The sequence below is a fragment of the Bradyrhizobium sp. FW305-F6 genome (assembly GCF_058782905.1).
In genome coordinates this window covers 684,918-704,667 of record NZ_JBYSYD010000003.1, presented here as the reverse complement: position 1 = coordinate 704,667, position 19,750 = coordinate 684,918, and the positions used below count along the sequence as shown (strand labels likewise).

19 protein-coding genes are annotated in these 19,750 nt (G+C 64.8%); 3 read left to right on the top strand and 16 right to left on the bottom strand.

The features are described from left to right. Positions 1–55: 55 nt before the first annotated feature. Positions 56–949 (bottom strand): AraC family transcriptional regulator, encoded by an 894-nt coding sequence (locus AC3WLX_RS23725; protein ID WP_492337792.1) that lies wholly within the window; start codon positions 947–949, stop codon positions 56–58. Between the two features lie 213 nt (positions 950–1,162). On the opposite strand from AC3WLX_RS23725, the gene AC3WLX_RS23720 reads away from it, so the two are divergent. Beyond that, a complete protein-coding gene (locus AC3WLX_RS23720) occupies positions 1,163–1,918 on the top strand; it encodes an SDR family NAD(P)-dependent oxidoreductase (protein WP_492337791.1) in 756 nt (251 codons plus the stop codon). A gap of 762 nt (positions 1,919–2,680) precedes the next feature. Here the strand turns inward: AC3WLX_RS23720 and AC3WLX_RS23715 are convergent. The 13 genes from AC3WLX_RS23715 to rpoZ form a co-directional block, all read right to left on the bottom strand. After that, on the bottom strand, positions 2,681–4,225 hold the full coding sequence (locus AC3WLX_RS23715) for a GMC family oxidoreductase (RefSeq protein WP_492337790.1): 1,545 nt from the start codon (positions 4,223–4,225) through the stop codon (positions 2,681–2,683). A 4-nt stretch (positions 4,226–4,229) separates the two neighbouring features. Then, positions 4,230–5,780: an ABC transporter substrate-binding protein gene (locus tag AC3WLX_RS23710; protein ID WP_492337789.1), complete on the bottom strand. Its 1,551-nt coding sequence runs from the start codon at positions 5,778–5,780 to the stop codon at positions 4,230–4,232. A gap of 250 nt (positions 5,781–6,030) precedes the next feature. After that, on the bottom strand, positions 6,031–8,289 hold the full coding sequence (gene parC, locus AC3WLX_RS23705; RefSeq protein ID WP_492337788.1) for a DNA topoisomerase IV subunit A: 2,259 nt from the start codon (positions 8,287–8,289) through the stop codon (positions 6,031–6,033). Between the two features lie 60 nt (positions 8,290–8,349). After that, positions 8,350–8,625: a hypothetical protein gene (locus AC3WLX_RS23700; RefSeq protein ID WP_291628451.1), complete on the bottom strand. Its 276-nt coding sequence runs from the start codon at positions 8,623–8,625 to the stop codon at positions 8,350–8,352. A 97-nt stretch (positions 8,626–8,722) separates the two neighbouring features. Beyond that, positions 8,723–9,475 (bottom strand): DNA repair protein RecO, encoded by a 753-nt coding sequence (gene recO, locus AC3WLX_RS23695; RefSeq protein WP_291628449.1) that lies wholly within the window; start codon positions 9,473–9,475, stop codon positions 8,723–8,725. Between the two features lie 171 nt (positions 9,476–9,646). Beyond that, complete coding sequence (locus AC3WLX_RS23690) at positions 9,647–10,027, bottom strand: hypothetical protein (protein ID WP_492337787.1); 381 nt, start codon at positions 10,025–10,027, stop codon at positions 9,647–9,649. Between the two features lie 21 nt (positions 10,028–10,048). Next, positions 10,049–10,975: a GTPase Era gene (gene era, locus AC3WLX_RS23685; RefSeq protein WP_492337786.1), complete on the bottom strand. Its 927-nt coding sequence runs from the start codon at positions 10,973–10,975 to the stop codon at positions 10,049–10,051. Beyond that, positions 10,965–11,786, bottom strand: a complete 822-nt coding sequence (gene rnc, locus AC3WLX_RS23680; RefSeq protein WP_492337785.1) for a ribonuclease III — start codon at positions 11,784–11,786, stop codon at positions 10,965–10,967. Before rnc ends, era begins: the two co-directional genes overlap by 11 nt. After that, positions 11,783–12,547, bottom strand: a complete 765-nt coding sequence (gene lepB / locus AC3WLX_RS23675) for a signal peptidase I (protein ID WP_291629196.1) — start codon at positions 12,545–12,547, stop codon at positions 11,783–11,785. The genes rnc and lepB overlap by 4 nt, the downstream gene beginning before the upstream one ends. A 249-nt stretch (positions 12,548–12,796) precedes the next feature. Next, positions 12,797–13,216, bottom strand: a complete 420-nt coding sequence (gene acpS / locus AC3WLX_RS23670) for a holo-ACP synthase (protein WP_492337784.1) — start codon at positions 13,214–13,216, stop codon at positions 12,797–12,799. Beyond that, positions 13,213–13,965, bottom strand: a complete 753-nt coding sequence (locus AC3WLX_RS23665; RefSeq protein ID WP_492337783.1) for a pyridoxine 5'-phosphate synthase — start codon at positions 13,963–13,965, stop codon at positions 13,213–13,215. The genes acpS and AC3WLX_RS23665 overlap by 4 nt, the downstream gene beginning before the upstream one ends. Positions 13,966–14,010: 45 nt before the next feature. Then, positions 14,011–16,296 (bottom strand): RelA/SpoT family protein, encoded by a 2,286-nt coding sequence (locus tag AC3WLX_RS23660; protein ID WP_492337782.1) that lies wholly within the window; start codon positions 16,294–16,296, stop codon positions 14,011–14,013. Between the two features lie 203 nt (positions 16,297–16,499). Beyond that, a complete protein-coding gene (gene rpoZ / locus AC3WLX_RS23655; protein ID WP_007603391.1) occupies positions 16,500–16,892 on the bottom strand; it encodes a DNA-directed RNA polymerase subunit omega in 393 nt (130 codons plus the stop codon). Between the two features lie 329 nt (positions 16,893–17,221). Here rpoZ and AC3WLX_RS23650 point away from each other — a divergent pair, with 329 nt between their 5' ends. Together AC3WLX_RS23650 and AC3WLX_RS23645 are read left to right on the top strand one after the other, a co-directional pair. Beyond that, on the top strand, positions 17,222–17,866 hold the full coding sequence (locus tag AC3WLX_RS23650) for a LabA-like NYN domain-containing protein (RefSeq protein WP_027573659.1): 645 nt from the start codon (positions 17,222–17,224) through the stop codon (positions 17,864–17,866). Continuing rightward, on the top strand, positions 17,847–18,521 hold the full coding sequence (locus AC3WLX_RS23645; RefSeq protein ID WP_291627355.1) for a uracil-DNA glycosylase: 675 nt from the start codon (positions 17,847–17,849) through the stop codon (positions 18,519–18,521). The genes AC3WLX_RS23650 and AC3WLX_RS23645 overlap by 20 nt, the downstream gene beginning before the upstream one ends. Positions 18,522–18,613: 92 nt before the next feature. On the opposite strand, the gene AC3WLX_RS23640 is transcribed toward AC3WLX_RS23645, so the two are convergent. Both AC3WLX_RS23640 and smpB read right to left on the bottom strand, forming a co-directional pair. Next, entirely contained in the window at positions 18,614–19,213 is a 600-nt protein-coding gene (locus AC3WLX_RS23640) for a peroxiredoxin (protein WP_492337781.1), read from the bottom strand. Positions 19,214–19,217: 4 nt separating this feature from the next. Further along, on the bottom strand, positions 19,218–19,691 hold the full coding sequence (smpB, locus tag AC3WLX_RS23635) for an SsrA-binding protein SmpB (protein WP_492337780.1): 474 nt from the start codon (positions 19,689–19,691) through the stop codon (positions 19,218–19,220). Between the last annotated feature and the right edge of the window lie 59 nt (positions 19,692–19,750).

Here is a 19,750-nt window from a genome sequence, read left to right as displayed (position 1 = left end):
CGCCGCGACGCCGTCCGGCCTCGCTTGTCCCCGGCGTCGATCGCCCGGCTTAGCGTCAGGCTGCGGTGTCCAGCTGACCGAGCGCGGCCTTGATGTCCTTGGCGGGCGGCAGCCCGAACAGGCGCCCATACTCTCTCGTGAACTGCGGGACGCTTTCGTAACCTACGCCGAAGGCCGCGCTGCTGACGTCGGAGCCCTCCGACAACATCATCCGACGCGCCTCGATGAGCCGCAGCTGCTTCTGAAATTGCAGGGGACTGAGTGATGTGATCGCGCGGAAGTGCTGGTGAAACGAGGAAGGACTCATGGCTGCCGCTTCCGCCAGGCGTTCGATCCGCAGCGGCTTTGCGTAGTCGGAGCGAATGATCGCGACGGCGCGCGCGATGCGTTGCGCATGGCTGTCGGCGACCCCGAGAGCCCTTATTCCCGCGCCGTGCCGCCCTGCCAGCAGCCAATAGTGGATTTCGCGAACGAGCTGAGATCGCAGAACCGGCAAGGAAGACGGGCGCTCGAGCAGCCGCATCAAGCGGAGCGCGGCATCGGCAACTTCCGATTCGGTCGGATCGACGCGCACGGGAATGCCTTGCGGCTCGGGAGCAAGGTGCATCTCCACGATCAGGCTCGCGATCACCGCCGGGTCGAGTTCAACGACCAGGGAATAATATGGGAGCTGAGCACTGGCGCGGGTAATCTGGCTCACCGTCGGCACGTCCGCCGAGATCAGGAGCGACTCTCCTGCGCCGAAATCTAAGGTATGCGCTCCCATCGTCACGCGCTTTCGGCCCTGCAGGACAAGCGCGACAAGCGGTCGGTTGATTGCGTATTGGAGCTGGCCCGGCGTCAGCGCCCGTATGGCCGTAAGGCCCGGAATCGGCGTCCTGGCCGTGCCGTTTTGGTCGGAATGCGAGTCCGCATAGCGGCGAACCGTTTTGAGCAGGGTCGTCGTCATCGCGCGAATTTACACCAGCCGTGGGCTCCGGCAACCGAGATGGCCGGACGGTTTCAACTTTGGGCACGTGAATTGTTCGTTCGACGCAGCGACGGTCCGGATTGAGCGACGTCCGCGGTCATTTGGAGGATTAGGCAAGAAGGCTCAAGGATCTGGCAACGCGAATGCCGCGGTATCTGCCACCTTCGCCATGCCAAACGAAGGAGACATGACATGGCAAAAATTGCAATCATCACCGGCGCGAGCCGCGGCCTTGGCCGCAACATGGCCGTCAACATCGCGCGCAAGGGCAGCGACGTCATCATCACATACCGGAGCCGTGCGGACCTCGCGGAGAGCGTCGTTTCCGAGATCAAGGCGCTGGGACGGCGGGCCGTGGCCTTTCAGTTGGACAGCGCCGACGTCGCCAAATTTCCCTCCTTCGCGCAAAGACTGGGCCTGACGCTGAAAGAGACATTTGGTCGCGAGAGCTTCGACCACCTCGTACACAATGCCGGCGACGGCCTCTTCGCCCCGCTCGGCGAGACCACCGAGGCTCAGTTCGACCAGCAGATGAACCTGCATGTCAAAGGCGTATTCTTCCTCACCCAGGCCTTGTTGCCGCTGATGGCGGACGGTGGCTCGATCGTCACCATCGGCAGCGGCTTGACGCGTGTCACCTATCCGGGCTTCGCCGTCTACACCATGGCGAAAGCCGCCGCTGACATGATGGCGGTCTGCATGGCCAGGGAACTTGGGCCGCGTGGCATTCGCGTCAACAGCGTTGCGCCCGGCGCGATCGAAACCGACTTTGGTGGTGGCCTCGTGCGTGACAATGCCGACGTGAACAAGCAATTCGCCGGCATGACCGCGCTGGGCCGCGTTGGGGTCCCGGACGATATCGGCCCGATGGTCGCGAGCCTGCTGAGCGAGGACAATCGCTGGGTGACGGGGCAACGGATCGAAGTCTCGGGCGGTCAGATGATCTGAACGCCGGACTGCCTTACGGACATGCGAAGGCCGCGGCCAGGGTTCACGGCGGTCGCGTGCCCGTCGGGCAAAACACCCCGGTCAATTCCGCCACACCACCTGTCAAGCCCACTCCGCAAAATATTCCGCTTTACCGAATTCTGATTTATCGTACACACGAAACACCCTGGCCCGAGACGAGGGGCGGATCGCGATCGTCACGAACCGCGGGCTGGGCAGCGATGGACGCGACGGCGTCGGGCGTGATCGGCATTGCGGGGCGGGACACCGTGAGCAATGGCTTCGCGTCAACGACACGGCGCCGACAGCGTCTTCGCATGGCTTCGGGGGCGAGCACACGCCACCCCTCGGATTCCCAGCGAAGACGTGCGCGGACGGAGAAGTCGTGTGGTCCCGACGCCCGGGGTTCTGGCGCCAAGTCTTGCGGTGATATAGCGGCCAACCGGCGCGCGTATCCACCGGCCGCAAGGCGACGGGGGCAATAGTGCAACGCTCCCCGAGGAGAGCAGGAAGGACACCGTTAAAACCATTCGCGCAGGGAAGGCCGGGCGACCGGCACACCTGTGGTCCACCCCGTGTGCATTCTTACAGCGCACGGATCTCGGGTGCCGCTGGCGCCCGGCCTTCCCTGTGCCCTGGTCATTTTGGGCGCGGCGCATCAAGCAAAACTCGGGCGAGACGCGCCGCGGGATGGCGAAAGCGCGCCCGCTATTTGACATGCGAGTTGGAGAGCAATGGCCCCGCTGCTGGCTCCGTCATTGGCTACTTCATCATCATCCGCGCGATCGCCTCCCCGATCACCACCGTGGTGAAATGCGTGTTGGCCCGGCAATCCGACGGCATGATCGAGGCGTCGGCGACGCGCAGGCCTGAGATACCTTTCACCGAACCGTCGGGGTTGACCACGCCGTCGGAATCCCCGACCGCGCTCATCCGGCAGCTGCCGGCGGCGTGCTGGATGTCGCCGGTCTCACGGCGCAGCACCGCATCGAGCTCGTGATCCGGCAGGCTGGCGGCCTGCGGCAACGTCAGATCGGTGTCGGCAAGCCGGATCCAGTCGGAAATCTCAGATAGTGGCGGCTGCGAGGTGATCACCGCGAGGCGCCGCACCGCGTCCATCATCCGCAGCATGTCACGCGGATCGGCGAGCATGTTCTCCTCGACGACGGGATCGATCGTGGGATCGGTCGATGCAAGCTTCAGCGTGCCGCGCGAATACGCATTGAACAGACCGGCGCCGATCGCCCCGGCATTGCCGATGCCGCGGTGATTGAAGGCGATCAGGATCATGTCGCGCTTGCCGCCATCGGCGAGGCCCGACGAGTAGGTCACGCAGCAATTGGTGTGGCGGGTATCGGGATCGGTGGGACGAAGCCCCTCCCGCAGCTGGATCGTGGCGCGAAACAGCGGATGATCGAAGAAGTGGCGGCCGACAGGCAGATCTCGCGCGACCGCGATGCCCATCGCCCTCAATTCCTCGGCCGGTCCGACGCCCGAGCGCAGCAGGATCGCCGGACTGTGGATCGCACCGGCGCAGAGCACGATCTGACGCGCGCTGATCTCGCTCGTGCCTTGCCCCTCGATGTGAACGCGGACGCCGGTTGCGCGACCGTCGCTGATCAGCACGCGATCGACCAGCGCATGGCCGCGGATCTCGAGATTGGCGCGGCCGCGCGCGGGCTCGAGATAGCCCTCATTGGTGGTGATGCGGCGCGAGTTGCGGCTGTTGATGGGATAGCAGGCGACGCCCTCGCCGTCCGGGCCGTTGACGTCGGCACACCAGGGATAGCCGCTGGCCAGCGCCGCGTCGCGCAGGCCGCGATCGATCGGCCCCCATGTCTCCGGCGGCGCGCGATAGACTGGCAGCGGCCCACCGCGACCGTGGCCATCGTCATCGCCGAATTCCAGATCGTCCTCGATCACGGAAAACAGCGGCATCACCTCCTTGGCCGACCAGCCGGTGCAGCCATTGGCCGCCCATTCGTCGAAGGCGTCGGCAACGCCGCGAATGGCGATCTGGCCGTTCATCATCGACGAGCCGCCGAGCCCCTTGCCGCGCCAGTAGAAGCGCGGCTCCTGCCCCGCCACCCGGCGCGTCAGAAGGTCAGGCCATTGCCATTTCTCCTGGTATTCGCGCTTGTGGATGATCGGAATGGGATTGGGCGTCCGCACTTCCCATGGTGCCTCATCGGCGCGCCAGTCGCGTCCCGCTTCGAGCAGCAGGACGCGCCGGCCGGAATCCTCGGACAGCCGTGCCGCAACGGCGGCGCCGGCGGAACCACCGCCGACAACAATGACATCGTACATCGCGTTACTTCTCAACGTTCCAGAACACGGGGATGGCGGACGGTATCAAACCGCGCAAGGTCGCGCGAGAGGCGGCCGGCTGGGCGAACTGGCCCCACGGAATCGCGGGTGCCTGGTCGTACATGACGGCCTGGATCTCGCCCGCGATCTTCTTGCGGTCCTCCTCGGCCGGCGCCTTGGCGAACGCTTCCAGCAAGGGCGTGATGCGCGCATCGCATTGCCAGCCGGTGAAGTCGGCGCAGTTGAAGGCAACCATGACGTTGGTCAGCGGCGAGCCCAGGTCGAAGCCGCCAGCGTGAACGCCGTAGACGCTCCAGCCTTCCTTCTTGGCGCGACGCGCCAGCACGCTCGCCCAGTCCATCACCTGCACATCGACGTTGAAGCCGGCGGCCTTCAACCGCTCCGCGAGCACCTGCGCCGAGACCCGGGGCGCTTCGAGATCGTTGGCCTGCATGACGACGACGGGCTCGCCGGCATATTTGGTCGCCTTCAGCGCGGCCTTCGCCGCTTCGATCGAGGGTTTCGCGGCGGCCTCGATGCCGGCCTTGCTCTCATAGGTGGTGCCGCAGGTGAAGAACGTCGCGCAAAGCGTCGCGTATTTGGCATCGAGGCCGAGCGCGTCAAGCACTTCGCGCTGGTCGACCAGCTTCCACAGCACGCGCCGGATCGCGGGATCATCGAACGGTTTCGACGCGGCGTTGAGACGGTAGGCACCTGCGAACATATTGCCGCCGGTGAAGTTGACGAGCTTCACGCGCGCGTTCTTCTCCAGCTGCGGCAACAGATCGAACGGGGCGTACTGCATGAAGTCGATCTCGCCCGCCTGGAGCGCAGAGGCTGCGGTCGCACCGTCGGGAATGACGCGGATCTCCAGCGTGTCGACATTGACGCGCTTGCCGCCGGCGAGGAAGTCGGCAGGCTCGGGGCGCGGCACATAGTCGGCGAATTTCTTCAGGATCATGCGATCGCCGGTGCGGTGATCGGCCTTGCTGTAGACGAACGGGCCGGAGCCGATGATCTCGGTGATGCGCTGATCGCCAGGCGTTTTGGCGATGCGCTCGGGCATCATGAAGGCGACGGGGCTGACGGGATTGCCGAGCGCGTCGATGACGAGACCCGACGGCTCCTTCAGCGTCAGCACGAAGGTCTTGGCATCGGTTGGCTCGAGCGAAGCGGTGATCGCGAAGATGCGGCGGCCGAGCGCGCTGCGCGTGCCCCAGCGGCGAAGCGAGGCCACGCAATCGGCCGCGGTGACCGGCTGGCCATCATGCCATTTGAGGCCATCGCGCAGGGTGAAACTGTAGGTCAGGCCATCGGGCGAGACTTTCCAGTCCTGCACCATCTGCGGTTTGACGTCGCCCTTGGAGTCCTTCGCAAACAGCGTATCGAACACCATGTAGCCAAACGTGCGCGAAATATAGGCTGTGGAGAAATGCGGATCGAGGGTGACGATTTCTGCCTCGAGCACCGCGACGAGATTTCCCGCCGCATGCGCTGGCGCTGCGGCCAGCGCAAGGCCGAACAGCGCGGGGATGAAAGACTTGAGTTTGAACATTGGTTTCTTCTTGCCTTGGCGAAACGGTTACGGTCGCCAGCAAAAAGCAATGTTCGTGCCCACAAGCCAGAAGCACGTATGCGCACACGGCTATCAGCCGCGCGTTTGCGCACACACCGTCGGTGTGATCGCCCGGCTTGACCGGGCGATCCAGTATTCCAGAGACCATGCGATGATAAAGGCGGCGGCGTACTGGATGCCCCGGTCAAGCCGGGGCATGACACCAATGGTGTGGCGACGGCCTGCGCCCCTACCCGATGCCCCGCCCGAACTTGTTCGACTTCGGAAAACCCTTCGGCGGTAGGCGGCCGGCGTCGGCGCGGGTGCCCTGCCACTCCGCGAGCTCCTTCATGGTCGCTGAGAATTCGCGGCCGGCGGAGTCCTTCCAGGTCAGGCCGGCCTTGGCCTCGAACACGGCAATGTCGGAGAGACCGCCATCCTTGTACTTCTGCAGGCGCACGCCGCGGCCGCGGGCCATTTCCGGCACTTGGTCGAGCGGGAAGATCAGCATCTTGCGGTTCTCGCCGATCACCGCAACGGTATCACCCAGCACTTCGGTGATCGCGCGCGCCTCGTTCGGCATGTCGACGTTGAGAACCTGCTTGCCCTTCTTGGTGGTGCCAACGCAATCGTCCTCGTTGACGACGAAGCCCTGGCCCTCGTGGCTCGCGACCAGGAATTTGCGTCCGCCCTTGTTGACGAACAGCGCGACGGGCGCTGCCTCCTGCTCCAGATCGATGAACAGGCGGATCGGCTCGCCATGACCGCGGCCGCCGGGAAGCTTGGCGACATCGAGAGAGTAGAACTTGCCGTTGGTAGCGAACAGTAGCAGCTTCGAGGTGGTCTCCGCGAAGAAGGCGAAGCCGAGCTTGTCGTCCTGCTTGAAGGCGAGCCCCGAGAGATCTTCGACATGGCCCTTCATGGTGCGGATCCAGCCCTTGTCGGAGACGACGACCGTCACCGGCTCGCGCTCGACGAAGGCCTCCTCGATCGCGGCGAGATCGTGCTCGGGCGCGTCGGCAAAGGTGGTGCGGCGCTTGCCGAGCGGCGTCTTGGGCCCGAACATGTCGCGGACCTTGCCGACCTGCTCGCTGACCTTCTTCCACTGCTCGGGCTCGGAGGCCAGCAGGGCCTCGATGCCCTTCAGCTCCTTGCGCAGATCCTTGTCCTCGGTGCGGATCTCCATCTCTTCGAGCTTGCGCAGATTGCGCAGCCGCATGTTCAGGATGGAGTCGGCCTGCAACTCGGTGAGCTTGAACGCCTTGATCAAGGCCGGCTTTGGCTCGTCCTCGTTGCGGATGATCCGGATCACCTCGTCGATGTTGAGATAGGCGATCAAGAGGCCGCCGAGAATTTCCAGCCGATGCTCGATCTCGCCCTTGCGGTGTTTGGTACGGCGGATCAGGACGTCGCGCAGGTGGTCGAGCCATTCGCGCAAGCACTCCGCGAGCCCCACGACCTTGGGGATGCGGCCCTTGATCAGTACGTTGAGGTTCAGCGGAATCTTGTTTTCGAGCTCGGTGAGCCGGAACAGCGATTCCATCATCAGCGCGGGATCGACGTTCTTCGACTTCGGCTCGATCACGATGCGGACGTCTTCGGCCGACTCGTCCCTGATATCGCCGACCAGCGGCAGCTTCTTCTGGTCCAGCAGTTCGGCGACCCTCTCGATCAGGCGCGACTTCTGCACGAGGAAGGGGATCTCGGTGACGACGACGACCCAGGTCCCGCGGGCGCCCTCCTCCTGCTCCCATCTGGCGCGAACGCGGAACGAGCCGCGGCCGGTGGTGTAGGCTTCGGCAATCGCCTGCTTGGAATCGACGCAGATGCCGCCGGTCGGGAAATCGGGCCCCTTGACCCATTTCATCAGCGCCTTGGACTTTGCGTCGGGCTTCTCGATCAGGTGTAGCGCGGCGTCGCACAGCTCGGCCGCATTGTGCGGCGGGATCGAGGTTGCCATGCCGACCGCGATACCCTGCGCGCCGTTCGCGAGCAGGTTCGGGAAGCCGCCGGGGAGCACCACGGGCTCCTTGGACTGGCCGTCGTAGTTGGCGCGGAACTCGACGCCGTCCTCGTCGATGCCGTCGAGCAGGAGCCGCGCGACGTCGGTCATGCGCGCTTCGGTGTAGCGGTAGGCCGCCGGGTTATCGCCGTCGATATTGCCGAAATTGCCCTGGCCGTCGACCAGCGGGTAGCGCGAGGAGAAGTCCTGTGCGAGGCGCACCATGGCGTCGTAGATGGCCTGGTCGCCATGCGGATGGAACGAGCCCATCACGTCGCCGACGATCTTGGCGGACTTCTTGAAGGCGGTGCCGGGGTCGAGCCGCAGCAGGCGCATGCCGTAAAGGATGCGCCGGTGCACCGGCTTCAGACCGTCGCGCGCGTCCGGCAGCGCACGGTGCATGATGGTGGAGAGCGCATAGGCGAGATAGCGCTCTTCCAGCGCCTCACGCAGCGGCACCTCGTGGATTTCAGCCGGTTCTTCCGGCGGAACGATTCGTTTTCCCATGCCGCCCGGTTAAACCGTGGAAGCGAATCGGGCAAGGACGAATGGTTCCCCTGCGGTCGGCTAGTGGCCGGCCCAGCCGGCCGTCACGGTTTGGGTCGGCGGTTGCGCCAGCGCCGGGGCGTTGGTCAAGCAACGCCGAGCCGCCTCGATCTCGGCATCCGTCGCGCCCTTGGACCGTGCCCATGTCTCTGCGGCCGCAGCTGAATATTTCGCCACATAATACCGCACCACCGTGCACGAAGCCCTGCGAAAAACCCCGGGCTGCGGCTCGGCGGCCATGGCGTCTGGCGCAAACGCAAGCAGCGTCGCAGACAAGGCGAATCCCCTGATCAACATTTGGGCTGTCCCCCGATTGTGGAACCTCACCGGCAATCTGCTCAGGCGGATTTTGTTCCATTGGACCGCAGGTCGGGGCGCACGTTAAAGGGGCATCTCATGGCGCCGGGATTGCGGCCCTCGCCTGCTGCCGCATCAAGGCGTTGATGAAGCCGGCCCTCGCGTCGGAATGGCCCTGCCCGCGCGGCTCCAGCACGTGGCGCAGCAGGAACAGGCCGGTCAGCCGAAAGCCGTCCTGGAGATCCTGCTCGGTGAGATCGCTCGCGGTCTCACCCTGGCGCAGGAAAGGCGGCAGGGGCAACAGCCGGTCGCGCCACGCCTCCCCCGCGCCGCGCGACACCGCACCGCCTGATTTCGGAGACACGTATATCAGGTCCGTGGTTTCGCCGGTGACCGCACAATTCTCCAGCGCAAGCCCGAAGCCGAGTTCGGCAAGCATCGCCAGCTCGAAATGGATGACGTGGACGGCCGCTCCGCCGATATCGTCGAAATCGTCGAGCGAGTGTTCGAGCAGCGCGAAGATCTCCTCGTGAGGATCGCGCTCCGGCAAAAGCCGGGCAATCGAGGCGAGGTGGGTGACGCCATAGACGCCGTGGGACGATGCCAGCAGTGTTGCGGCGCGCAGCTTCAATCCCTCGATCGTGTAGGTGCCAAGATGCTCGTCCAGCCGCGCACGCCACACGGCACTGACGCTGTTCCCCGGCTGCAACAGCGGCCGCATCCGCGAGCCGGCACCGCCGCGGACGAGCCCGAGATGCCGACCGTGCTGACGCGTCAACAGCTCGACAATGGCGCTGGATTCGCCATGCCGCCGCACGCCCAGCACGATGCCCTCGTCAGTCCATTCCATCGGGTGGAGCCTACAGGATTCCGACGCCTCTCGCACGCACTCGTGCCCCGGACAAAACGCGGCGCACCAGCGACGCGTTGCCGAGCCGGGGCCCATCTCACCGCACGCTCCTGGGTCCCGGCTCTGCGGCGCAGCGCTGACGCGCTGCACCTTGTCCGGGACGCAAGGCCCTCACGCGTTGAACCAGCCCTGCGCATCGCCGGTAAAGGAGAAATACAGCCCCGCCGCCGTCAGCGCGCAGGAGACGATCTCGATGGCGCTGTCGAGCTCGAGGCCCTTCTCGCCGATGATCTGGCCGAGCGACATCACGGACAGCACGAGCGCCGCTGCCAGCACCCAGCGCGGCCAGTTCTTGCGCTCATGCGCGGCGAGCCGGACGAAATAGACCAGCAGCAGGATCATGCCGCCGGCGAGCAAGGTCGCCATCATGATCATCTGCTCGGTCACATTTGCATTGGGCGTGCGGTCCTGCACCGCGACCGAGAGAGCATCCAGCATCAACGATGCATAGAGCAGCGCTTCGAAGCGCCGGACGTTGCTGGGCAGGCTCATCGGATACCGATCTTTTCTTGGTTATTCCTTGGGGAATTCCAGGCCCATCTCGCGATAGCGGTCGGGATCGTCGCCCCAGTTCTCGCGAACCTTGACGAACAGGAACAGATGCACCGGCACATCCAGAATCTGCATCAGCTCCTTGCGCGAATCCGCGCCGATCGACTTGATGGTGGCGCCGCCCTTGCCGAGCACGATCTTGCGCTGGCTTTCGCGCTCCACGAAGATGGTCTGCTCGATGCGCACCGACTTGTCCTTGCGCTCCTCCCACTTGTCGGTTTCGACCGTGGACTGGTAGGGCAATTCCTGATGCAGCTTTCGATAGATCTTCTCGCGCGTGATCTCGGCCGCCAGTTGTCGCATCGGCGCGTCCGACATCTGGTCCTCTGGATAGAGGAACGGGCCCGGCGGCACCATCTCGGCGAGCGTTTTGCGGATGTCGTCGACGCCGTCACCCGAGATCGCCGAGATCATGAAGGTCCGGACGAATTTCATGCGTTCGTTGGCGGCCTGGGCCAGCGCCAAGAGCTTCTCGCGCTGGACCAGGTCGACCTTGTTGATGACCAGGATCTTGTCGTGATTGACGCTGGCCGCCTTGGCGAGGATCGCCTCGGCCTCTTCGTCGATCCCGGTCTTGGCGTCGAGCAGCACGCAGACGAGATCGGCATCGTGCGCCCCGCTCCAGGCCGTCGAGACCATGGCGCGGTCGAGCCGGCGCTTGGGCAGGAAGATGCCGGGCGTGTCGACCAGAATGATTTGCGTGTTGTTCTCGATGACGATGCCGCGGATCAATGCGCGCGTGGTCTGCACCTTGCGCGAGACGATCGTAACCTTGGCCCCGACCAGCGCGTTGACCAGCGTGGACTTGCCGACATTCGGCGCGCCGATCAGCGCAACGAAACCGCAGCGTGTCGCGGTGGATGCCTCCCCGCTCGATTCAGCCGTCATTGCCGCCGCCAACGCCTTCGCGTTCGATCATCACCGACGCCGCCACCTTCTCGGCCGCGCGCTTGCTGCCGCCGACGCCTTCGGCCGGCTCCAGGCCCGGCAGGTCGACGGCGACGCGAAACTGCGGGTCGTGATGCGGACCGGTGCGCTCGACCTCGCGGTAGACCGGCGTCGGCAGCCCCTTTCCCTGCGCCCATTCCTGAAGCACGGTCTTGGGGTCGCGCAAGGGACGGCGCGGCTTGTGCATGCGCTCGGTCCAGTTGCGCCTGACGAATTCGGCCGCCGCGGCGTGGCCGCCGTCGAGGTAGACGGCGCCGATCACGGCCTCGCAGATGTCGCCGAGGATGGATTTGCGCAAGCGCGCATCGGCACTGGAGCCGACCGAGCCGAGCTTGATGTCGTCGAGCAGGCCGAGCGACTTGGCGACGTCGGCGCAGCTTTCCTTGCGCACGAGCTCGGCAAGGCGCTTGGACAGCTCGCCCTCGTCGGCGTTCGGGAAGGCGTGATAGAGCATGTCCGAGACGACGAGCCCGAGCACGTGGTCGCCGAGGAATTCGAGCCGTTGATAGCTGTCGCCGCGCTTGCGCCCCGACTTCAGCGCCGAGACATGCGTGATTGCCTGCAACAGCATGTTCGGGTCGGTGAAGCTGTAGCCGATGCGCGCCTCGAGCGCCGCGTTGGCGTCCGTGCCCTTGGCCTTGCTGCTCCGCGCCCGCTTCTTCTTGGCAGGCGTCTTCGGTGCAGCTTCGCTCTCGGGAGCGGCTTGCGCTTCGGCCGGTTGGATCGCGATGTCCTTGGCTTCGTCTTTCATCGGACGATTTTGAAGAAACGATTCCAGCGTACCGCCCACGGCCAGCGCCAGAACATCCAGGCATGCTCGCCCTCGGCGATGGAGAAGAAGATCATCTGGGCTCGGCCGATCAGATTCTCCTGCGGCACATAACCGACCTGGCCCAGGAAGCGGCTGTCGGTGGAGTTGTCGCGGTTGTCGCCCATCATGAAGAAGTGGCCGGGCGGCACGTTATAGACGTTGGTGTTGTCGACGTAGCCGTTGTCGGCGCAGTCGAGCGTCTCGTAGGACACGCCGTTCGGCAGCGTTTCCTTCCAGCGCTTCACCCGGGAGATGCCGCCGCCTTCCGAGCCGCAGGGCTCCTCGCCGACATATTCGCTCATCCGCTGCCGCTCGACCGGCGTGTCGTTGATGTAGAGGAGCCCGTCCCGCATCTGGATGCGGTCGCCGGGAAGGCCGATCACGCGCTTGATGTAGTCGGTGGAATCGTCCTTCGGCAGGCGAAACACCACGATGTCGCCGCGTTGCGGGTCCGAGCCCCAGATCCGCCCGGAGAATAGCGGCGGCGAGAACGGGATCGAATAGTGGCTGTAGCCGTAGGAGAATTTCGACACGAACAGATAGTCGCCGACCAGCAGTGTCGCCTTCATCGAGCCCGAGGGGATGTTGAAGGGCTGGAACAGGAAGGTGCGGATCACGAGCGCAATCAGGAGTGCGTGGATCACGACCCGGATCGTTTCGCCGACGCCGCTCTCAGTTTTCGTTCCCGAAGTCACGCTCATTGCTCTCTCAATTCCGGCCGGCGGTCACAGAGCGCCCTCCTCCCGCGAACGACCCACCGGTCGCGGTCCAAGGAGATTGTCCTGATTCTGATAGTGAGGGCCAATTCCGGCGTAAAGCCGAATTCACCCAAGCTGATCTGCGTCGGCGGACTTTTAGACGGTTGTCGGAGGTCACGCAATCAACGATCTCACGGAAACTTCGTAACGCATTGATTTCATGAAATAATCACAAGACAATTGCTGCAACGATCAGTCCTTGGGCAGCGGGACGGCGGAAATGATGACGAAGGCCTGCGCCAGCGGCCAGTCGTCGGTGATCGACAGGTCGATCCGGACCTCGAACCCCTCCGGCGTCAGGGCCTGAAGCCGGGCCAGGGCGCCTCCGGTCAGCTGCATGGTCGGCCGCCCGCCCGGCAGGTTGACCACCCCCATGTCACGCCACCAGACCCCCTGCCGGATGCCGGTGCCGAGCGCCTTGGAGCAGGCCTCCTTGGCGGCGAAGCGCTTGGCGTAGGTCGCTACCACCATCTTCTCGTTCTTCGCCCGCCGCTCCGCCTTGGCCCGCTCGGCTGCGGTAAAGATGCGATCGAGGAAGCGCTCGCCATGGCGCTCGATCACCTTGGCAACCCGGGTGATGTCGATCAGATCGGAGCCGATGCCGATGATCATGCCCGGCTCCGGCCGCGGTCCATGGCGGCGCGCATTTTGCGGACCGTCTCGGCCAGCCCCACGAACAGGGCTTCGCCGATCATGTAGTAGCCGATATTGAGCTCCATGATCTCAGGGAGCGCGGCGATCGTCTCCGCGGTCGCATAGTCGAGCCCGTGCCCGGCATGAACCTCCAGGCCGGCGGCCTTGGCCAGCTTCACCCCCGCCACGATCCGCCGCCATTCGGCCTCGGCCTTCTCGTTGTGGCCGTCGGTGACGGCGTCGCACCAGGCGCCGGTGTGGATCTCGATCACGGGCGCGCGCAGCCGCGCCGCCATCTCGATCTGGGCGGGATCGGCGGCGATGAACAGCGAGACCCGAATGCCGGCCTCGCTCAGCCGCGCGATATAGGGCGCGAGCGCATTGCGCTGGCCGACCACGTCCAGTCCCCCCTCGGTGGTCACTTCCTGCCGGCGCTCGGGCACGAGGCACACGGCGTGCGGCTTGGTGGCAAGCGAGATGCGCATCATGTCGTCGGTCGCCGCCATCTCGAAATTGAGCGGCTTGGAGATCTCGGCCTTCAGCCGCGCCATGTCCTCGTCGCGGATGTGCCGGCGATCCTCGCGCAAATGGGCGGTGATGCCGTCGGCACCCGCCTCGATCGCCAGCAGCGCGGCGCGCACCGGATCGGGATGGCGGCCGCCGCGCGCATTCCGCACGGTTGCGACGTGATCGATGTTGACGCCGAGGCGAAGCTTCGAAGCGGGCATTTCAGGACTCACGAAATCAGGGCGATAGACGCATACGCAATGCGTTTATCCATTAACACGTTCGACTTTGGCGACGACTGCCTTTGCGCGCAACTGGGCCAGGATCGCGCTGAGGTGCTTCAGATCGTAGACTTCGAGATCGATCGTCGTCTCCGTGAAATCGGGCGAGCGGCGTTGCATGCTGATGTTGTCGATGTTGCCATCGTGCTCGGCGATCACGGTCGCGATCTGCGCCAGCGCGCCGGGCTCGTTGACGTTCTCGACCTTGATGCGGGCCGGGAAGCGCTGCGGCGCGGAGTCCTCGATGTCCCAGCGGACGTCGAGCCAGCGCTCCGGCTCCTCCTCGAAATCCTTCAACGCGGGCGACTGGATCGGATAGATCGTGATGCCCTCGCCCGGCGTGACGATGCCGACGATGCGATCCCCGGGCACGGCGCCGCCGTTCGGCGCGAACTTCACGGGAAGGTCGGAATTGATGCCGCGGATGGGGATAGCAACAGGGCTGCGCGGCGGTTCCGACGACTTCTCCTTGAGCTTGGCCGCCAGCCCCTTCTTGACGCCGTAGCGCGCGATCCGCTCCTCCTTGTAGTCCGGGTACATCGCACGCGCGACGTGGGAGGCCTTGATCTCGCCGCGCCCCACCGCCGCCATGACGTCCTCGATCGAGGTGCGTGCAAGCCGCGGCAGCGCGCCCTTGAGCTTGTCGTCGGCGTATTCGATCTTGGCCCGCTCGAACAGGCGCTCGACGATGCGCCGGCCGAGGCCGACATATTGATCGCGCACCGCGGTGCGGGTGGCGCGGCGGATTGCGGCGCGCGCCTTGCCCGTAACGGCGAGCGTTTCCCAGGCCGACGGCGGCGCGGACTGCGCCTCCGAGGTCAGCACCTCGACCTCGTCGCCGTTCTGGAGCTCCGAGGACAGCGGCGCGAACTTGCCGTTGATCTTGCAGCCGACCGCGCTGTTGCCGACGTCGGTGTGCACCGCATAGGCGAAATCGATCACGTTGGCGTGGCGCGGCAGAGCGATCAGCTTGCCCTTCGGGGTGAAGCAGAACACCTGGTCGTGGAATAGCTCGAGCTTGGTGTGTTCGAGGAATTCCTCGGGATTGGCGCTCTCTGACAGGATGCCGATAGTGTGGCGCAGCCAGGCGAACGCATTGGATTCGCGCTTGAGGAATTCGGTCGGCGAACCCACGCCCTCCTTGTAGAAGACGTGCGCGGCGATGCCGCGTTCGGCGATCTGGTCCATCGCCTCGGTGCGGATCTGGAGCTCGACGCGCTGGTTGCCGGGGCCGATCACGGTGGTGTGGATCGAGCGATAGTCGTTCTGCTTCGGCGTCGAGATGTAGTCCTTGAAGCGCCCCGGCACGACCGGCCAGGTGGTGTGGACGATCCCGAGGGCGCGATAACAGGCCTCGATGTCGTTGACGACGAGGCGGAAGCCGAAGATGTCGGACAATTGCTCGAAGCCGACCGACTTCCGCTCCATCTTGGTCCAGATCGAGAACGGCTTCTTGCGGCGGCCATAGACCCGCGCCCCCAGGCCCCGGTGGCGCAGATTGTTGGAGAGCTGGTCCTCGATCTCGCCGATCAGATTGCGGTTGCGCTCGGCCAGTGCGTCGAGCCGCTGCATCACGACCGAATAGGCTTCGGGATCGAGGGTGCGGAAGGACAGATCCTCCAGCTCCTCGCGCATTTCCTGCATGCCCATGCGTCCCGCCAACGGCGCATAGATATCGAGCGTCTCCTCGGCGATGCGCCGGCGCGATTCCGTCGGCACGAAGTCCAGCGTGCGCATGTTGTGCAGACGGTCGGCGAGCTTGACCAGAAGCACTCGGACATCATCGGCAATGGCCAGCAACAATTTGCGCAGATTCTCGGCCTGCTTGGCCTCGCGCGACACCAGCTCCAGCCGCTTCAGCTTGGTCAGGCCCTCGACCAGCGCGCCGATCTCGGAGCCGAAAATCTGATCGATCTCGGCACGCGTTGCCTCGGTGTCCTCGATCGTGTCGTGCAGCAGCGCGGCCACGATGGTCGCGTCGTCAAGCTTGAGGTCGGTGAGAATCGCAGCGACTTCGAGCGGATGCGAGAAATACGGATCGCCCGAGGCGCGGGTCTGCGAGCCATGCGCCTTCATGGCGTAGACATAGGCGCGGTTCAGCAGGTCTTCGTTGGTATTGGGGTTGTAGGACCGGACGCGCTCAACGAGGTCATATTGACGCATCATCCGCGCCCGGGGCCTGGCCGGACGCGCGACCGGCGCAGTCGGGGCGACGGCAACCGATTCGGTTGCGGCCTGCATCTGCGGGGGTCTGCGACGCCGATATACCATTCCATCCTGCCTTCACACGGGCCGAGCCGGCCCGCTGCATCCATCCTAGCTCCAATCGCGCTCGTGTCCGATCAATTCAGTGACAGACGCGGCGCCGGCGACGACGCTATGGTAACCACGAAAAGGTCAACAAAAGCAAAGGCCCGAACGACGGTTCGGGCCTTTGAAATGATCACAAGCAGTCGATGGTCGCGACGGAGGAATTACTCGTCTTCCTCGGGCTGCTCCTCGGGCGGAGCGAGGCCTTCCAGGCCCTTCAGGAGCTCCTCTTCGGTCATGCGCTCGACGGCCACTTCGGTGTCGTCGGCATCGACGCTCGCCCCTGCGGAACCGATCAGCGGCACCGTATCCGGCTCGGGCTCATCCACCTCGACGAACTTCTGGAGCGAGTGGACCAGCTCCTCGCGGAGGTCCTCCGGCGAGATCGTCGTCTCCGCGATTTCACGTAAAGACACAACTGGGTTCTTGTCGTTATCGCGGTCAACCGTTAGTTGTGAACCGGACGAGATCATGCGGGCACGGTGGGCGGCCAGCAGGACCAAGTCAAACCGGTTGTCGACCTTGTCGATACAATCTTCTACGGTGACGCGAGCCATGGACTGTCGCTCCGTTGTGGGTGGGACGAAATATGTGGATGATTGGGGGTAGTTATAGGGGCCGGAACAGTTTCGCAAGGCCAATTTGTGATTTGGTCTCGCCAAACGGCTCTGCTACCCCCACATTGGGGCCGGGAAGAGTGGTTTCGCGGGCTGCCATCGAAGGCGGCCCCGGATGCATGCATGTCCGCCATAACTATACCTTGATTGCCCCGACTTCTCCGGATTTGCGGTTTCGACGGGTCTTAGCGGCACTCTAGAACTGCGCGGCTTGCTGTCGCCGCGCCAACAATAAAACCATCACCACGAACTCTACGCGAGCAAACTGAATGTCACCTTCTCCGACCAACAAGATCGCGCTCTTCATCGACGGGGCCAATCTCTACGCGACAGCCAAGACTCTGGGCTTCGACATCGATTACAAGCGCCTGCTGAAGGAGTTTCAGAGCCGCGGGACCTTGTTGCGGGCGTTCTACTACACCGCCATCATCGAGGATCAGGAATACTCCTCGATCCGCCCGCTGATCGACTGGCTGGACTACAACGGCTACACCGTCGTGACCAAAGCGACCAAGGAGTTCATCGACGCTTCGGGCCGCCGCAAGGTCAAAGGCAACATGGACATCGAGCTCGCCGTGGACGCCATGGAGCTCGCCGAGCACATCGACCAGATGGTGCTGTTCTCGGGCGACGGCGACTTCCGCTCCCTGGTCGAGGCCGTGCAGCGCCGCGGCGTGCGCGTCACCGTGATCTCCACCATCGCCAGCCAGCCCCCGATGATCGCCGACGAGCTGCGCCGCCAGGCCGACGTCTTCACCGACCTCGTCGAGCTGCAATCCAAGCTCGGCCGCGACCCGTCCGAACGCCCCGCCCCGCGTGACCGCGGCGAGCGTGGCGAACGCCACCACGCCCCGCAATTCCTCCAGCGCGCAACCACGATGGCGCCGAGGGGCGATGACGACTTCGAGGAGTGAGGCGGCCCGGTCCAGCCGCCAGCCTCCCCTCGTCGTTCCCAACCGCGATTGTCCGCTCTGTCCGCGCCTGGTAGCCTTTCGCGCGGCGAACCGCGCACGCGAGCCGTCGTGGCACAACGCGCCGGTTGCGCCGTTCGGCGAACTCGGCGCGCGCCTCCTGATCGTGGGCCTCGCGCCGGGAATGCAGGGCGCCAACCGCACGGGGCGGCCGTTCACCGGCGATTACGCCGGCGACCTGCTCTACGCCACGCTGCTCGAATACGGCTTTGCCAAAGGCAGCTATCAGGCGCGCCCCGATGACGGCCTGAAACTGGTCGACTGCCGGATCGCCAATGCCGTGCATTGCGTGCCGCCGCAGAACAAGCCGCTGCCGGCGGAGATCAACACCTGCCGGCAGTTTCTGGTCGCCAATCTCGAGGCGATGCCGAAGCTGCGCGCGATCATCGCGCTGGGGCGGATTGCGCACGACAGCGTGCTCAAGCCGCTGAAGCTGAAGGCGTCCCAGGCGCCCTTCGGCCATGGCGCGGTGCATCAGGCCGGCGCGTTCAAGCTGTACGACAGCTATCACTGCTCGCGCTACAACACGAACACCGGCGTGCTGACGCCAGACATGTTCAGATCCGTGTTCGCGAAGGTGAAGGCAGATCTGGATTAGAGAGCCTGATGCAGTTGAGCAGGCCGGTTGTGGGTTCACCTCTCCCCAGCGGGGAGAGGTACGCCCTCCGCTCGTATCGCCTCCACCAAAACTCATTCGACCTTGGCGCGCGCTCCGTTGGCCGGATTGGCCTTCAGCCAGTCCAGCACGTCGCCGGCGTTCCGGTCGGGCGGAAACACCGGGTAGAACACGTGCGTGATCCTGGCGTCGTCGATGACGAGCGCGAGGCGCTTGATCAGCGTCAGGCCCGCGACCTCCATGGTCGGCAAATTCAGGGCGCGCGTCAGGGCCAGCTTCTCGTCCGAGAGCACTGGGAACGGCAGATGCAGCCGCGAGGCCATCTCGGTCTGGTAGGCGTTGCTCTGGGTCGAGAGGCCGAACACGTGCGAGGCGCCGGCGGCCTTGAGCTCGGCGAAAAGATCGCGAAACGCGCAAGTCTGCGGCGTGCAACCCCGCGCGCCCGGGATCATGTCCCAATCGTCGACCAGCGCGATCTTGCCGGGCTCGCCGGTGCGGGGATAGGCGAACACGACGACGCGGCCGCGCAGTGCCGACAGCGTGACGGAGGTGTCGTCGGTCGCGAGCAGGTTGACCGCCGGCAACGTCATGCCCTCGAGATGCGCGGCGGCGCCGTCGTCGGCAGGTGCGGGAATCTGGCTCCAATCGACCTCGAGCAGGTTCCGCTGGATCATCGCGCTATCCCCTCGCCCGCAACAGGCGGCCCTTCTCCCGGCTCCAGTCCCGCTTCCTCTCGCTCTCGCGCTTGTCGTGCAGCTTCTTGCCCTTTGCGATCGCGAGCTGCAGTTTGGCCCGTCCACGCTCGTTGAAGTAGAGCTTGAGCGGGATCAGCGTCATGCCCTCGCGGTCGACGGCGCCCATCAGCTTGTTGATCTGCCGGCGGTGCAGCAGCAGCTTGCGGGGCCGCTTTGGCTCGTGGTTGAAGCGGTTTCCTTGCAGATATTCGGGAATGGTCGCGTTGATCAGCCAGATCTCGCCGTTCTTGGAATCGGCATAGGATTCCGCGATCGTGCTCTTGCCGTTGCGGATCGACTTGACCTCGGTGCCGGTCAGGGCAATGCCCGCCTCGATCGTATCTTCGATCGCGTAGTTGAAGCGGGCCTTGCGGTTCTCCGCCATCACCTTGATCGGACGTTCGTTCTTATCGGCCATGACAGGCAAACCTGATCGAGATGCGCTCGGATTTTAACAATTCGGATGAAGCGGGCGCG

What these genes read in the sequence shown, in the direction of transcription:
- AC3WLX_RS23640 (WP_492337781.1), bottom strand. Translation starts at nt 19,213, where the DNA reads ATGATCCAGCGGAACCTGCTCGAGGTCGATTGGAGCCAGATTCCCGCA.
- AC3WLX_RS23650 (WP_027573659.1), top strand. Translation starts at nt 17,222, where the DNA reads ATGTCACCTTCTCCGACCAACAAGATCGCGCTCTTCATCGACGGGGCC.
- AC3WLX_RS23725 (WP_492337792.1), bottom strand. Translation starts at nt 949, where the DNA reads ATGACGACGACCCTGCTCAAAACGGTTCGCCGCTATGCGGACTCGCAT.
- acpS (WP_492337784.1), bottom strand. Translation starts at nt 13,216, where the DNA reads ATGATCATCGGCATCGGCTCCGATCTGATCGACATCACCCGGGTTGCC.
- AC3WLX_RS23665 (WP_492337783.1), bottom strand. Translation starts at nt 13,965, where the DNA reads ATGCCCGCTTCGAAGCTTCGCCTCGGCGTCAACATCGATCACGTCGCA.
- AC3WLX_RS23720 (WP_492337791.1), top strand. Translation starts at nt 1,163, where the DNA reads ATGGCAAAAATTGCAATCATCACCGGCGCGAGCCGCGGCCTTGGCCGC.
- AC3WLX_RS23710 (WP_492337789.1), bottom strand. Translation starts at nt 5,780, where the DNA reads ATGTTCAAACTCAAGTCTTTCATCCCCGCGCTGTTCGGCCTTGCGCTG.
- smpB (WP_492337780.1), bottom strand. Translation starts at nt 19,691, where the DNA reads ATGGCCGATAAGAACGAACGTCCGATCAAGGTGATGGCGGAGAACCGC.
- era (WP_492337786.1), bottom strand. Translation starts at nt 10,975, where the DNA reads ATGACGGCTGAATCGAGCGGGGAGGCATCCACCGCGACACGCTGCGGT.
- AC3WLX_RS23660 (WP_492337782.1), bottom strand. Translation starts at nt 16,296, where the DNA reads ATGGTATATCGGCGTCGCAGACCCCCGCAGATGCAGGCCGCAACCGAA.
- AC3WLX_RS23645 (WP_291627355.1), top strand. Translation starts at nt 17,847, where the DNA reads ATGACGACTTCGAGGAGTGAGGCGGCCCGGTCCAGCCGCCAGCCTCCC.
- recO (WP_291628449.1), bottom strand. Translation starts at nt 9,475, where the DNA reads ATGGAATGGACTGACGAGGGCATCGTGCTGGGCGTGCGGCGGCATGGC.
- AC3WLX_RS23690 (WP_492337787.1), bottom strand. Translation starts at nt 10,027, where the DNA reads ATGAGCCTGCCCAGCAACGTCCGGCGCTTCGAAGCGCTGCTCTATGCA.
- AC3WLX_RS23715 (WP_492337790.1), bottom strand. Translation starts at nt 4,225, where the DNA reads ATGTACGATGTCATTGTTGTCGGCGGTGGTTCCGCCGGCGCCGCCGTT.
- rpoZ (WP_007603391.1), bottom strand. Translation starts at nt 16,892, where the DNA reads ATGGCTCGCGTCACCGTAGAAGATTGTATCGACAAGGTCGACAACCGG.
- rnc (WP_492337785.1), bottom strand. Translation starts at nt 11,786, where the DNA reads ATGAAAGACGAAGCCAAGGACATCGCGATCCAACCGGCCGAAGCGCAA.
- AC3WLX_RS23700 (WP_291628451.1), bottom strand. Translation starts at nt 8,625, where the DNA reads ATGTTGATCAGGGGATTCGCCTTGTCTGCGACGCTGCTTGCGTTTGCG.
- lepB (WP_291629196.1), bottom strand. Translation starts at nt 12,547, where the DNA reads ATGAGCGTGACTTCGGGAACGAAAACTGAGAGCGGCGTCGGCGAAACG.
- parC (WP_492337788.1), bottom strand. Translation starts at nt 8,289, where the DNA reads ATGGGAAAACGAATCGTTCCGCCGGAAGAACCGGCTGAAATCCACGAG.